8 protein-coding genes are annotated in these 15,479 nt (G+C 38.7%); 7 read left to right on the top strand and 1 reads right to left on the bottom strand.

The window, feature by feature from the left end:
* Positions 1 to 248: 248 nt before the first annotated feature.
* The 7 genes from G3T18_RS03790 to G3T18_RS03760 all read left to right on the top strand — a co-directional run bounded on the left by G3T18_RS03790 (position 249) and on the right by G3T18_RS03760 (position 14,143).
* A complete protein-coding gene (locus G3T18_RS03790) occupies positions 249 to 3,077 on the top strand; it encodes a hybrid sensor histidine kinase/response regulator (RefSeq protein ID WP_224409197.1) in 2,829 nt (942 codons plus the stop codon).
* A complete protein-coding gene (locus G3T18_RS03785; protein ID WP_224409196.1) occupies positions 3,074 to 6,454 on the top strand; it encodes an EAL domain-containing protein in 3,381 nt (1,126 codons plus the stop codon). The genes G3T18_RS03790 and G3T18_RS03785 overlap by 4 nt, the downstream gene beginning before the upstream one ends.
* A gap of 106 nt (positions 6,455 to 6,560) precedes the next feature.
* Positions 6,561 to 6,929, top strand: a complete 369-nt coding sequence (locus tag G3T18_RS03780) for a hypothetical protein (protein WP_224409195.1) — start codon at positions 6,561 to 6,563, stop codon at positions 6,927 to 6,929.
* Between the two features lie 2 nt (positions 6,930 to 6,931).
* Positions 6,932 to 7,069: a hypothetical protein gene (locus G3T18_RS03775; protein ID WP_224409194.1), complete on the top strand. Its 138-nt coding sequence runs from the start codon at positions 6,932 to 6,934 to the stop codon at positions 7,067 to 7,069.
* 490 nt (positions 7,070 to 7,559) lie between these two features.
* The gene (locus G3T18_RS03770; protein ID WP_224409193.1) at positions 7,560 to 9,437 is read left to right on the top strand and encodes a two-component system response regulator; all 1,878 of its coding nucleotides are present in this window, start codon (positions 7,560 to 7,562) and stop codon (positions 9,435 to 9,437) included.
* 3 nt (positions 9,438 to 9,440) lie between these two features.
* Positions 9,441 to 10,763: a hybrid sensor histidine kinase/response regulator gene (locus G3T18_RS03765; protein WP_224409192.1), complete on the top strand. Its 1,323-nt coding sequence runs from the start codon at positions 9,441 to 9,443 to the stop codon at positions 10,761 to 10,763.
* Positions 10,764 to 10,795: 32 nt separating this feature from the next.
* On the top strand, positions 10,796 to 14,143 hold the full coding sequence (locus tag G3T18_RS03760) for an MASE1 domain-containing protein (protein ID WP_224409191.1): 3,348 nt from the start codon (positions 10,796 to 10,798) through the stop codon (positions 14,141 to 14,143).
* A gap of 8 nt (positions 14,144 to 14,151) precedes the next feature.
* Here the strand turns inward: G3T18_RS03760 and G3T18_RS03755 are convergent, their stop codons facing one another.
* Positions 14,152 to 15,390 (bottom strand): glycosyltransferase family protein, encoded by a 1,239-nt coding sequence (locus G3T18_RS03755; protein ID WP_224409190.1) that lies wholly within the window; start codon positions 15,388 to 15,390, stop codon positions 14,152 to 14,154.
* Positions 15,391 to 15,479: the final 89 nt, after the last annotated feature.

The following is a 15,479-nucleotide window of genomic DNA, read 5'->3' as shown; positions in this document are numbered from 1 at the left end:
AGAAAATCATCCCAAATTTATTATCAGTCTCAGTCTCTCATCACCAATTGTTAATTTTACAATATTTTAAGTTATTCCAACAATTCAATTTATTTTGAAATTTAAGTTTTACAATAGGAATAGCCAATTGATAGATTGACAATTAGCGGTAAAAATATTTTTCTTGGTTACATTTGTCTAAAATTGCTCGGTAAATAATTATTAATTTTACTTGAAATCTCAACTCTGAGCTAGTAAAGAGCGCCTCGATGAACTCAAAAAAAATTTTATTTCCAGTGCAAAAAACTGTTCGTAAAATACCATTGCGTTTAATCTTAGCAATTCCATTTGTCTTGCAAATTTTTGCTGCGGTGAGTTTAACTGGATGGCTATCTTTACACAACGGACAAGAAGCAGTTAATCAAGTCGCTACTCAACTACGCAGTGAGATTACTACTCGGATTAAAGAGAAATTACAAAATTACTTGGAAACTCCCCATTTAATCAATCAAATTAATGCTAATTTACTACATTCTAATTTACTAAACAAGCAAAATATTGCCAATTTAGAAAATCATTTTTGGCAGCAAATCCAATTATTTGAGACAGTAAGTTATATTTATTGGAGTAACGAAGAAGGAGGATTTACCACAGTTGCACGAGAAGAAAACAACCAACTAGTAATTTATACAACACCAGGAATGGTTGCGGGAGATTTAATTAAATATACAACTGATAGTCAAGGTTTGCGTCACAACAAATTAAGCGTTACTCCTAATTATGACCCGCGAATTCGCCCTTGGTATCAAGAGGCAAAAAAAGCCAAGAAACCAAGATGGACAGACATTTATTTATTAGTTCCCGAACTTGAATTAGCTATCTCAGCCAATCAACCTTTTTACGATCGAAATGGTCAACTTGAAGGTATCTTAGGAACTGATTTAGTTTTAACCCAATTTACCGATTTTTTACAAAGTTTAGAAATTGGTCGTACGGGAAAAACATTTATTCTCGAACGTAGCGGGAAAATTGTTGCTAGTTCGACAACAGAATTACCTTATTTAGTCACTGAAGACAGCGAAAAACAACAAAGACTGAAAGCCACAGAAAGTCAAGAAGCTTCGATTCGTTTGACCACAGAATTTTTGCTAAAAAAATTTGGCAATCTTCAAGAAATTGACAGTAGCAAACAACTAGATTATCGACTAAAAGGACAGCGCCAATTTGTTCAAGTCACACCGATTATCGACCCTCGGGGCATAGATTGGTTAATTGTCGTAGTCGTACCAGAAGCTGATTTTATGGAACAAATTCAGGCTAATACACGCACGACAATTTTATTATGTTTAGCAGCCTTATTTTTAGCTACTGAACTAGGGCTAATTACCTCTCGTTGGCTTGCTTCACCTATCCTAAAAATGAGTATTGCCTCGGCAGCAATTGCTAAGGGTAATTTAGCACAAAAAGTCCCAGAAAATTCAGTTAAAGAAATAGCAATTTTAGCTAATTCTTTTAATCAAATGGCAAAACAACTGCAAGAATCTTTTACTGCTTTACAACAAGCAAATTTAGCTTTAGAGAAAACAAATGAAGAATTAGAAAATCGAGTCGAAGCACGTACAGCAGAACTAAAAAAAGCGAAAGAAACTGCTGATGCTGCTAATCGTGCTAAAAGCGAGTTTTTATCCAATATGAGTCACGAGTTAAGAACTCCTTTGAATGCTATTCTAGGTTTTACGGAATTACTAAATAATAGTTCGCTAACTTGGGAACAACAGCAAGAATATTTGGGGATAATTAGTCGAAGTGGAGAACATTTACTAGCCTTAATTAATGACGTGCTAGAAATGTCAAAAATTGAAGCAGGCAAAAATATTTTATCTGCAAAGATTTTTGACCTTTATAACTTGTTAGATAGTTTGAGAGAAATGTTTAGCTTGCGAGCTAAAGCCAAGGGTTTACAACTAATTTTCGAGAGGGATCGCGAGCTTCCTCAGTACGTAAAAACTGACGAGCAAAAAATACGTCAAGTATTAATTAATTTACTGTCAAATGCCATTAAATTTACAGAAGAAGGAGGTGTGTGTTTGCGCGTAAAAGTGGGAAAAAAGGAAAAGTGGGGAAATAAAGAGCGACCAGCAATTACCAACCAGAAATTATTAACCAGCGAACTAATTTTTGAAATTGAAGATACAGGAGTAGGAATTAATCCAGAAGAAAAAGAGAAAGTTTTTGCCGCTTTCATGCAGACAGAAATTGGTAAAAAAGCTGCCCAAGGAACGGGTTTAGGTTTGCCAATTAGTCGCAAATTCGTACAGTTAATGGGCGGAGAAATTACGTTTAATTCAGTTGTAGGTGAGGGGACAACTTTCCAGTTTAACATTTCAGTAAAAGTAGCCGAAGCAGGAGAAATTCCGACTAAATTTACAAGAAAGCGAGTAATTGGACTTATGCCTAATCAACCAATTTATCGAATTTTAGTAGTTGACGATGCTTTCGAGAATCGACAACTACTTGTTAAAATTTTAGAACCACTAGGATTTGAGGTAAAAGAAGCTAGTAATGGTGTAGAAGCGATCGCCATTTGGTCAAGTTGGCAACCACACCTAATTTGGATGGATATGCGAATGCCAGTGATGGACGGCTATGAAGCAACCAAACAAATTAAATCACATCTTAGAGGTCAAGCTACAGCGATCGTTGCTTTAACAGCCAGTGCTTTTGCAGAAGAGCGATCGCTGGTATTATCAGTTGGTTGCGATGATTTTGTCCGTAAGCCATTTCGACAAGAAGTTTTGTGGGCAAAAATGGCAGAACATCTGGGATTGAGGTATATGTATGAAGAAGAAGCGTTGACTGATTTATCCCAGCAATCGCCAAAAGCCGAGTTAACCAGCGAAAGCTTATTGGTAATGCCGAGAGAGTGGATAGAGCAACTAAACCAAGCTGCAACTAAACTCAATTCCAAGTCAATCTTAGCCGCGATCGCGGAAATTCCCGACGACGATCTCGAGCTTGCCCAAGCTTTAACCAAGTTAGCAAATAATTTTCGCTATGACATAATAATTGATTTAACCAAAAAAGCTCTTAGCGTATGAGTAGCGATCGCACCGATACCTTCAACGGTAAAATACTGATTGTTGACGATCTACCAGATAACTTACGCTTGCTGGCTAATGCTTTGCAAGAGCGAGGTTATGAAGTTCAGTGTGCCATCAATGGTGAACTAGCATTGTTGGGAGCAGTTGCCGATCCACCTGAGTTAATTTTACTCGATCTTAAAATGCCCGAAATGGATGGTTTTGAGGTTTGTCGCCGTCTCAAAGCTAACCAAGAAACCAGCGAAATTCCCGTAATTTTTATTAGCGCCTTAGAAGAAACTTTCGATAAAGTTGAAGCTTTTGCAGTTGGAGGAGTAGACTATATTACGAAACCGTTTCAAGTCGAAGAAGTTATTGCGCGAATCGAACATCAGCTAACTATTATAAGAGCAAAAGCCGAAATTATTCGCTTAAACAGCGAACTCGAACAAAGGGTAGAACAGCGCACAGCAGAACTTCGAGAAGCTTATGTAGAATTGCAAGCAAGCGAAGAACGCTTTCGTTTGATGGCAAATGCTGCACCGGTGCTGTTATGGATGACTGATACAGAGGGAAACTGTAATTTTTTAAATCAGGGTTGGTTAGATTTTACCGGACGTAGCCTCACTCAAGAGTTAGATGACGGTTGGGTAGAAGGAATTCATCCAGACGAAGCACAAAAGTGTTCAACTCAGTTTCGCGCTGCCTTTGAAGCGCGGGAAACCTTTAAAATGGAGTATCGCCTCAAACGAGCAGACCAAAAATATGTGTGGATTTTAGATACTGGCGTACCCAGGTTTTTAGCCGATGGAACCTTCGTCGGCTATATTGGTGCTTGTATCGAGATTAGCGATCGCAAAGAAGCCGAAAAAAACTTAGCGCGAGAAAAAGCCCATCTCGTCGCCGCCCAACAAGTAGCTCATGTTGGTAGTTGGGAATACGATCTCCTCAATCGGAAAATTTGGTGGTCTCAAGAGACTTTTCGCATTTTTGGGCTTGAACCAGCCAAATCCGAAACATCAAGCTTACCGGCTGATTCAGAGACCTTACAGCCAATGTCTATCCAGCAGTTCAAGCGGCAAATTCATCCCAACGATCGCCCCTTGTATAAACAAGCGATTCAAGAAGCGATCGCCTTCGGGAAAACTTATGAATTTGAGTTTCGCATTCGACGACCAAATCGAGAAGTAAGACTGGTTTTTACCAAAGGAAGACCAATTTGTAACGAACAGGGACAGGCGATCGCCTTATTTGGTACAGTCCTCGATATTACCGAACGCAAGCAAGCTGAAGCAGCACTCTTAGAAACCGAAGAACGTTATCGCCGATTATTCAACAGTACCAACGATATAATCTTCGTCCATCACTTTAACTCAAAAGGAATGCCGGGAAAGTTTATCGAAGTCAACGATCGCGCTTGCCAAAAACTCGGCTATACCAGAGAAGAATTATTGGAATTATCCCCAGCAGAAGTAGACATTCCCGAACAAGAAAGCGAGACAAAGGCGCTCGTCGAAGAGCTAAAAATCAAAAAATTTCACGTTTTCGAGCGAGTATTATTAGCTAAAGACGGACGCCGAATCCCCGTAGAAAATAGCACCCAAGTGTTTTTTTTCAAAGGGAAACTAACTTGTTTGACAATTTCTCGTGATATCACCGAACGCAAACAAGCAGAATCAGCTTTACTCAAAAGCGAAGAACAATTTCGTCTCGCTTTTGAACTAGCACCAATTGGAATGGCGATCGAAACCCTAACAGGTGAGTTCATCCAAGTAAATCAAGCATTATGTAAAACTCTTAGTTATCGCAGTCACGAATTACGCAATCGAACCTGGTTAGATGTAACTTATCCAGAAGATTTAGCAGTTTCTCTAGCTTTACATGAAAAGTTATTTAAAGGAGAAATATCTCACTTTCAAATCGAAAGTCGCTACTTAACAAAACAAAATCAGATCGTCTATGCAGTATTACAAGTTGCCGTAGTGCGAGATGCTCGGGGCGAACCTTTACACTTGCTCGGTCAATTTTTAGATATTAGCGATCGCAAACGAGCAGAAGAACAATTAATTTACGATGCACTGCACGATGCTTTAACAGGTTTAGCAAATCGAAACTTATTAATGGAGCGTCTCGAACTCGCTCTGAAACGCAAAAAGCGACATCCAGATTATTTATTTGCCGTCCTATTCCTAGATTTAGATCGCTTTAAAGTCGTCAATGATAGTTTAGGGCATTTAGTCGGCGATTGCTTGTTGATCCAAGTTGCTAATATTCTTAACAAAGTTGTCCGCTCAACCGATTTAGTTGCTCGCCTTGGCGGAGATGAATTTATTATTCTCTTAGAAGAATTAAGAGGAATTAGCGATGCAACTCGCATCGCCGAACGAATTTTAGCAGAAGTACGAGAGCCATTTTTACTTGACGAGCGCGAAGTCTTTACTACTGCAAGTATTGGCATTGTCTTCAGTTCCTCAGAATACCAACAAGCATCAGAATTGCTCCGGGATGCAGATATCGCCTTATATCGGGCTAAAGAAAAAGGTAAAGCACGATCTCAAATTTTTGACCGCGAAATGCACTTCCGCGCCCTTCAACAATTACAACTAGAAAATGATTTACGTCAAGCACTAGAAAATCAGGAGTTTTTAGTTTATTATCAACCTATTGTCTCCTTAGTTACAGGTATGCTGACAGGTTTTGAGGCACTAATTCGCTGGCAGCATCCCCAGCGAGGTTTAGTTTCTCCTGATGAGTTTATCCCCATTGCTGAGGAAACCGGATTGATTGTTCCCATCGGTAAATGGGTGCTACACGAAGCTTGTCGAAGGGCGAAAACTTGGCAAGAAAAATTTCCTCGTCAACAGCCGTTGAGAATGAGCATTAATCTTTCCGTGCAACAACTGCGAGAAACCGACTTAATCGCACAAATTGACGAAATTCTCGCGGCTACACAACTAGACGGCAGCAATCTAACCTTAGAACTAACCGAAAGTATGCTTGTCGAAAACGTCGAATCAGCGATCGCTTTAATGCACCAGCTCAGATCCAGAAAAATACAACTCTCGATCGATGACTTCGGTACGGGTTACTCATCCTTGAGTTATTTATATCGTTTTCCCGTTAACGCCCTGAAAATCGACCGCTCCTTTGTCAATCGGATTGGAGAGGGCTGCACCGATCTTGCCGTACGCGGCTCAAATCGCCAAATCGTCGAAACAATTATCACCTTAGCACGCCAACTCGGCATGGAAGCGATCGCTGAAGGAGTTGAAACTCCCCAGCAACTCGCCCAACTCAAAGCTTTATCCTGTCAAAAAGCCCAAGGATACTTTTTCTCCCCCCCACTCAATCGCCAATCCGCAGAAGCTATACTGCTTGCCAATATACGCTGGTAGATTAGCAATTCTGAAACTGGAGAGTGGTGATTAAAGAAAAACAATGAGGAGGGGGAAGTCAAGAAAGATACACTGATAACTGATAACTAATAACTGATAACTCGATATGCTTGTTCCGTTTCAACTCAATTTGGATACTACCACTATTGCAGGAGTTTCTCTCTGGGCGCTTGCTTTATATTTGTTTTTACCGTCACTAAGAGATTGGATCGCTAAACAAATTAACCGATGGTTAAATTTCGCCGAGCGATCGCTCTACTTTTCTGCGGAGGAATTCGAGAAAACTCGCCCCGCTAGAGAGTCTCAAAATGCTTTTTACGCTTCGCTGTTGAGTATTTTTCCCTTTTTAGGCGCCGGAATTTTCTGCAACTGGGGTATTGAAGTTAGTCTCGGTCAAAGTTGGGCAATCAGCACAGGTATACTTGCTTGTATGGCTTTAGGCGTTTACGAGTTGGGGCGTCAATCTCAAATGTAATTTTGCTCGCTCCTTGCCAAATTACCCTTGCTTTACCTCTCGATCTCAGTTTTGCCGCTTTTTCTCGCCAAAAAGCAACAAGTTCTCATCAGTTAAGTATTTTTTCTGAAGAGAGAAAAATATCGCGATCGCCTCACTAGCAGAGATTTTTCTTCAATGTATTTTAGAACACCACATTACCCACTCTGAACCACTAAAACTAAATTGCTTCCCCAAATCATTGCACTTAAAATAAATATAAGTTATAAAATAACTTACTGAGTGATAGATTCAGAAACAGCACAGCCTAGATTTAAGCTATTCAGATAACAAGTAGTAATTAAAAACAACTTAATGTATTATATCTTACTTTTTTCAAGCAGCTATTTCGAGTCGCCAAGAAGTGCGACTATCTCAATATTACCAAAATATTTAAGATTCGCTCAAACAATGACCATTGCCAAACAAATTTACGCGGCACCAGCCCGGCAAATTAGTCTAGCCATTGCCAACTCTAACTTTTTCCTGAAAGTAGAGTGGAAAAAACGCGATCGGATCTTTTTAAATCTAATCAACTGACTAAATTTCTTTCCTTGACTAACTACGTCAAGGATTTTTTTTTCTTAGATTGAACTTACCCCATTTTTTGAGATGAAAGTCAATCAACCAAACTTAATTTTTATCGTTGATGACAACTCCAATAATCTCCGAATTTTATTTAACTTCTTAAAATCTACAGGTTTTCGAGTTTTAGTATCAACAAATGGAGAAGATGCCTTAAGAAAATTAACCGAAATTTCTCCAAATTTAATTTTGTTGGATGTCAGAATGCCAACAATTGACGGCTTTGAAGTCTGTCGTCGTCTGAAAAAAAATCCAGCCACCCAACACATTCCCATCATCTTTATGACAGCCCTTGCCGACCTAGACAATAAAATACAAGGTTTTGCTTTAGGAGCAGTAGATTATATTACCAAACCTTTCCAACAAGAAGAAGTTTTAAGTCGTATTTCCCTACACCTAAGACTACACGAATTAACTTCCACTCTCCAAGAAACAAATCAGCAATTAACCCAAGAAATTGCCGCCAGAAAAACTGCTGAAAACCAATTAAAACAACTCAATCAACAACTAGAACAGCGAGTTATCGAACGTACTCGAAAATTAAACGAAACTCTACAAAAATTACAAGCACGAGAAGAAAAACTAATTTACGAAGCTTCTCACGATTTACTGACAGGTTTATTAAATCGTGCTTGGTTAATGCAACATTTATCGGAAATTCTCGGAACAGAGCAACTTTTAAAGCGTGATTGCGCAGTCTTATTTCTCGACTTAGATCGCTTTAAAAGTATTAACGATCGCTTCGGACACCTCCAGGGAGATGAATTACTTAAAAAAGTTGCCAAGCGGCTACAAACAAGCCTCGATTCTAGCGCCAACATAGTTCGATTAGGAGGAGATGAATTTTTGATTTTATTAGCGGGTAAATGGCAATTAGATCGACTAAACAAAATCGCCAATCATCTTCTATCACAACTGAGAAATCCTTTTTATATGACCAACTATCAAGTATTCTTAGATGCTAGCATTGGTATTGTTCCTTCAATTACTAGTTATCTTCAACCCACAGCAGTTTTAAGAGATGCTGATATCGCTATGTATCAAGCCAAAGCTAGAGGCAGAGGTAATTATGTTTTTCTAACTGCTAAAATGCAAACTAAAGCCATAGCAAGAATTCAACTAGAAGCCGATTTGCAGCGTGCAATCAAACAAGAAGAATTTTGTCTTTATTATCAACCAATTTTTGAGCTTGCTACCCAAAAACTCGTTGGTTTTGAAGCCTTAATGCGCTGGCGACATCCCGAAGAAGGACTTCTCTCTCCAGCAAAATTTATTACACTAGCAGAAGAAATTGGACAAATTCAAGCACTCGATCTTTTAGGCTTTCGGTTAGCTTGCGAACAATTAAAAAATTGGCAAAATCAATTTGGTGCCCAAAATTTACCCACAATCAATGTTAATTTTTCGCCAACTCAATTTCAGAAATCGGAACTTTTTGAGCAAATTAGTTTAATATTAAATCATGCCGAAATTGTTCCCCAATTTATCAAAATTGAAATTACCGAAAGTGTTTTTTTAGAAACCGCTAGTAAAGCCATCCAGTTTCTTCATCAAATTCACAACTTAGGAATTAAACTTTGCATTGATGATTTCGGTACTGGTTATTCTTCCTTAAGTCGCCTACATTCTTTTCCTCTAGATACTTTGAAAATTGACCGTTCTTTTATCCTCCGTTTGCAAGAAAACTCCGAGGGAACCCAGATTGTCCAAACAATTATTTCTCTCGCCCATAATCTCGGAATAGATGTAGTTGCCGAAGGAATTGAAACGGAAGAACAGCTAGCCAAATTAATTGAATTAGAATGTGAATTTGGACAAGGATATCTTTTTGCCAAACCTATTTCTAGCCAACAAGCAACCCAACTTTTAAACGATCGCCTTCACCTTTTTTTAACGATTAACTAATTTATGAATCTTGACCAACAAACCACCCTGCTAATTGTCGATGACAATCCCACCAACATTAAAGTTCTCTTTAATTTTTTGAAGAACGCAGGATTTAGAGTTTTGGTGGCAAAAGACGGTAAAGATGCTCTGAAAAAAGTAGAAGTCGCAATTCCTGACTTGATTTTATTAGATGTCATGATGCCAGGAATTGATGGTTTTGAAACCTGTCGTTTTTTGAAAGAAAATCCTCAATATCACGATTTACCTATTATTTTTATGACCGCTTTGGCTGACACAAAAAACAAAGTCAAAGGTCTTTCACTAGGAGCAGTAGATTATATTACTAAACCTTTCCAGCAGGAAGAAGTATTAGCGAGAATTAACCTCCATTTGCAACTTTGTTTCTTAAGGAAAGAACTGGCTGAAAAAAACGAGCGCTTAAGCGAACTTAATACTCAATTAGAACAAAAAGTTTTAGACCGAACTAGCCAACTTGCAAAACTTCAATCTCAATTAATTTTAAATGAAAAAATGTCTTCTTTAGGACAATTAGTTGCCGGAATTGCTCATGAAATTAATAATCCAATTAGCTTTATTGTTGGCAATCTGACTCATGCAGAAGAATATGCCCAAGACTTGATTAATTTAATTCAATTATATCAAAAATACTATCCCGAACCTGCGACAGAAATTGCTGAGAAAATGGCAGCTATCGAATTGGATTATTTAACTAAAGATTTTTGTCAACTTATCACTTCAATGCAGTCAGGAACCAAACGTATTCTGCAAATTAGCCATTCCATGCGGACTTTTTCTCGTGCTGACTTAAATAAGAAAGTAAAATTCAATCTTCACGAAGGACTTGATAGTACCCTTTTAATTCTGAAACATCGGCTCAAAGCTAATCGCAATCGTCCGGCAATTGAAGTGAAGAAAAAATACGGTAATTTACCAGAAATTGATTGTTATCCCGGACAGCTAAATCAAGTATTTATGAATTTACTTTCTAATGGAATTGATGCTGTTGAAGCAGCTAATTGTGGAGTTAGTTTTGCTGAGATCCAAGCCAATCCAAATTGCTTGATAATTGAAACCAAATTGTTACCAACAGAACCAGAAATTATGATTATAATTAGAGATAATGGCATCGGGATCGAACCAGAAGTACAAGCAAAAATCTTTGACTATTTGTTTACGACCAAAGAAGTAGGTAAAGGTACAGGTTTGGGGCTAGCTATTGCACGTGAAATTGTCGAAGATAAACATGGCGGAACGATCGCCTGTTCCTCAAAAAAGGGAGAAGGAACTGAATTTAGGGTCATTTTACCAATACAATCGAGCTAAAACTTGAGAATAACTACTTGAGGTGATTCATCATGAAAAGCTTAGGAAAATCTCAATTATATTCTATACCAAAAACTCTCCTAGGGATCGGGATAGTAACTGTAACTTACTTTGTCATAGCACAACTAGCTCTATCTTTAGCTACATTATCAGGAAAAGTGAGCGTAATTTGGCCCGGTTCTGGTTTAGCGATCGCGGCAGTTTTGCTTTGGGGATATCGACTTTTACCCGGTATTTTTCTGAGCAGTTTGCTCTTAGTAATTACCACACAAGAACCGACACTTGTTGGTTTAGCGATCGCAGTAATTATTCCAATAGCTAATACGACAGAAGTTTTAATTGGTGCATTTTTAGTCAACCGTTTTATCGGTTATCGTTACTGGTTAGACAAATCTCAAAACTTATTTAAATTTATCTTTCTTGCTGCCCTAATCAGTCCAACAGTAAGTGCAACTATCGGCATAACAGCACTTTGCCTGGCTGGTCAAACTCCTTGGAGTAACTACGGCGAATATTGGCAAACTTGGTGGACGGCAAATGTAGTGGGTATTCTTGTTTTTACACCTTTATTATTAACTTGGGGAAAAAATCAGAGAAAATTATGGAAAAATTTTCTGGGGGAGTTTTGGCTATTACTTGGAGTTTTACTTGCTATTAGTTACCTGGCTTTTGGGCAAAGTTATCCGGTAGAATATATGCTGATCCCAGTGCTTATTTGGGCAGCATTTCGCTTTGAAGCTTCAATTGTAACCTTATTAATAGCGATCGCTGTTTTGATTGCTATTATTGCTACTGCCCAAGGTTACGGTTCCTTTGTTAATAAAATTCACAATCCGAATATCGCTTTATCAATCTTAGAGTTAAATCATCAATCGCTGGTGTTACTGCAATCTTTTATTGGTGTTGTTACTGTCACTACCCTAGTTTTGAAAGCTTTAGTGACAGAAAATAAACAGGCAGAACTGAAATTGAAAAAAGCCAATCAAGAGTTAGAGGAACGAGTACGACAAGAAACAGCTTCCTTAAGAAAAAGTGAAGAGCGTTTTACGGCGATCGCCAGTCAAATGCCAGGAGTAATTTACCAATCTAGTTATCGCAATGGTAATTGGCAAATCGACTATGTCAGCGATCGCATTATCGATCTTACAGGGGTGAGTGCTGTTGCGATCGCTGAAGACTTTAATAACTGGATTGAAGCAGTACATCCCGAGGACCGAGAAAATTATTTAACTTCTTCTGTTGCAGCCGCAGTTGAGGAAGAAAAATCTTGGCATTACCAAGGACGTATTTTAAAGACTAATGGTGAAATACGCTGGTGTCAAGCTGATGCTACTATCTGTCGCAACGAACGAGGCGAAATTTTTTCCTATGGTGTAATCACTGATATCAGCGATCGCGTTCTTGCTCAAACTGCTTTAGAAGCCAAAAATACGATTTTAAGTAATCAAAATCGGGTTTTAGCAGAACTTACTGCCGATCCTGCATTACGTCAAGGAAACTTACAAACTAACTTGCAAAAAGTCACTGAAGCTTGTGCTAAAACCACCTTTACCGAACGAGTTAGCATTTGGTTATCCGAACCAGAAAATAATTTGCATTGGTCTTGTCTGGATCTTTATCAGTTAAGTTCAAATTCTCATTCCTTGGAACCAGATTTGCATCTTGCAGACTATCCTAATTATTTTCAGGCTCTACAAACTGAACAAGTTATTGCTGCTAGCGATGCGCAAAACGATCGACGTACTTGTGAGTTTAGGGAATCTTATCTAATTCCTTTAAATATTACCTCAATTTTAGAAATTCCTATTCGGAGTAACGGTCAAACAGTTGGGAGTTTTTGTCTCGAACAGATTAATCAACTCCGCAGTTGGACTATTGAGGAAGAAAGTTTTGCTCGTTCTCTTGGGAATTTAGTTACTCTGGCGATCGAAGCTTACTATCGTCAACAAGCCCAAGAAAATTTAAAAATAGCGAAAGAAGCAGCCGAAGTTGCTAACCAAGCAAAAAGCGAATTTCTCGCTAATATGAGTCACGAATTGCGTACTCCTCTTAATGGGATTTTAGGCTATACTCAAATTTTGCAACGCGCTGAAGACCTTAATTTCCATCGTTCAGCTATTAAAATTATCGAGCAGTGTGGAACTCATTTGTTAAATTTAATTAATGATGTTCTCGATTTTTCTAAAATTGAAGCTCGCAAAATGGAGCTTTATCCCCAAAATTTTAATCTCCCTTCTTGTTTATCTGGTGTAGTAGAAATGTCCCGTATTCGTGCCGAACAAAAGGGTATTGATTTTGACTATGTCCCTGACAATGATTTACCAGAAGTAGTCTGCGCTGACGATAAACGTTTGTGTCAAGTTTTGATTAATTTATTAAGCAATGCAATTAAATTTACCGATCTAGGTTTTGTGACTTTTTCTGTCCGTAAGCTGAAAATTAATTCTTCGGTTGTTTCCCTGCGTTTCTCAGTTCAAGATACAGGTGTTGGTATTCCAGCAGAGAAACTTGAAAGTATTTTTCTACCTTTTGAACAAGTAGGTTTATATTCTCGTCGCAGTGAAGGTACTGGTTTAGGATTGGCGATCGCTCAAAAAATTGTTCGGATGATGGGTAGTAGTTTAGAAGTTAGTAGTATTCTAGGTCAAGGTAGTACGTTCTGGTTTGATGTTGAGTTGCCAATCTCTCATGAATGGAAACATAATATTACTTTTACCGAACGCGGTAAGATCGTTAGTTATCATGGCAAAGTACGCAAAATTTTGATTGTTGACGATCGACAAGTTAATCGTGATTTTTTATGCGAACTTTTGACTTGTTTAAATTTTAATTGTGCTGTGGCTTCTAATGGTGAGGAAGGATTAAATTTAGTTGCTGATTTTGAGCCTGATTTAGTTATTACTGATTTAGTAATGCCTGTCTTGGATGGTTTTGAATTTAGCCGCCGTTTGCGTCAATCTCAACGCTATCGAAGGACGATTATTATTGCTTCTAGCGCAAGTGTTTTGAATGAAGATCGAGCTAAAAGTGTTGAGTCAGGTTGCCATGATTTTCTTCCTAAACCTGTGGAGGTGGAAAAACTTTTACTCTGTTTAGAAAAATATCTCGATTTACAATGGATTTATGCAGAAAATAAGCTTGATTCTGCTGAGGATCTTTCTTTAGGAGAAACTACACCTGCTGATTTGATTTTACCTCCTAAAGAACTATTGCAAATAATTTATGCGGCGGCGAAAATTGGCGATATCGAACAAATTGAAACTGAAGCGATCTCTCTGCAAAGGGCTAATCCACAATATCAAGCTTTTGTCAAGCGAATTTTAGAGCTTGCTGCTAATTTTGAAGACCAAGCTATTGTCGATTTGATTGACCAATCTTAAACTAAAATTTAGTTGATTATTTCCAGTTCTTCCCCAATTATCTTAGCTAATTTTTCGGCTGCACCAATTTCTCCGCGTACTTGTCTGAGTCTCTCGCGCATTGACTCTAATTTTGTTGGATTTTCTAAATAATCGATCGCCATTCCAGCGACATCTTCTGCTTGCAAATTTCCTACTAATTCTGGTACAATTTCCGCATTCGCCCAAATGTTAGCCCAAGCATAAAAGTGTTTTTTTCGCAAGACTAACCAGTTAATTATTTTGGCGAAATTACCACCGATTAGTGGTAAATTAGCAAGTAGACCCGGGATGCCATCCCAGGCTCGCATCACATCTAATTGTTGTGTCGGTAGTAAAACGATCATTGGGACAGCTAAAGCAGCTAATTCGGCTGTATTAGCGCCAACCGTAGTTAAACAAAGAGAACATTTGGCTAATAATTCGTAAGCAGGAAATTCGGTGAAAAGTTCTATTTTTAAACCGTTAATTGTTTCGAGATAAAAGTGAGATTCATCGGTAACTAATTTAGCACTAACATTACCGAATTTAGGAATTACTGGGTTATGTTGGCGATCGCCAAATCGTGCTAAAGTTTCTATATCGAGCGTCGGTGCAACTGGGATGACAAAACGAGTTTGCGGACGTTGAGAATGAATGTATTCGGCGATCGCACAAGTAAATGGTACTCCCGGAATTAGCTTCAAACTCTTCGATCCCGGTAAAATACCAATTATTTCCTCTTCTCTCTCATCGCTCACCTGGGCAATATCTGCCATTAAGTCGCCAACTACGGTAAACTTAGGATGGTATTTTTCTGGCACTTTCGCAATTATTTCCGGTTTCCTGACCCCGAAGCGATCGCCGAACTGATACCAACGTGCTTCCACTTCAGCGTAAATAACTGTACGATAACCCAAACGCTTACCGATAACAACGGGAAAAAATTGATCCCCGCCTAAAAAGACTACCACGCCCTTATCGCACCAGTCCCAATTTTGAGCCGTTTTCCCCCAAAGTAAAAACGGGAAAAAATCCTTTGCTGCTTGCGTTCGGTCTACTTCTGGGTAACTTTGCGCGACTTGTGCTTCAGTTCCGGTAGCATGACTACAAGGAGATAATACCACCGAGATTCTGATTTGTCTGGTCTGACTAGCTAACTTTTCTCGTAAAGCTTTCACCACAGGTCGCACCCAAGTCGTTACTTCTCCGGGTCCGTTAGCTAAAATCAGGATGTCATACTTTACCATTTTGTTTGGGACTGGGGACTGGGGACTGGTGACTGGGTTCAGTGAACAGTTATCAGTTATCAGTTATCAGTTTATACTCCTTGTCTCCC

This window comes from Oscillatoria salina IIICB1 (assembly GCF_020144665.1).
In the GTDB taxonomy this organism is placed as follows: domain Bacteria; phylum Cyanobacteriota; class Cyanobacteriia; order Cyanobacteriales; family SIO1D9; genus IIICB1.
The sequence above is the reverse complement of the archived record's forward strand: the minus strand, read 5'-3'. Positions and strand labels throughout refer to the sequence as shown.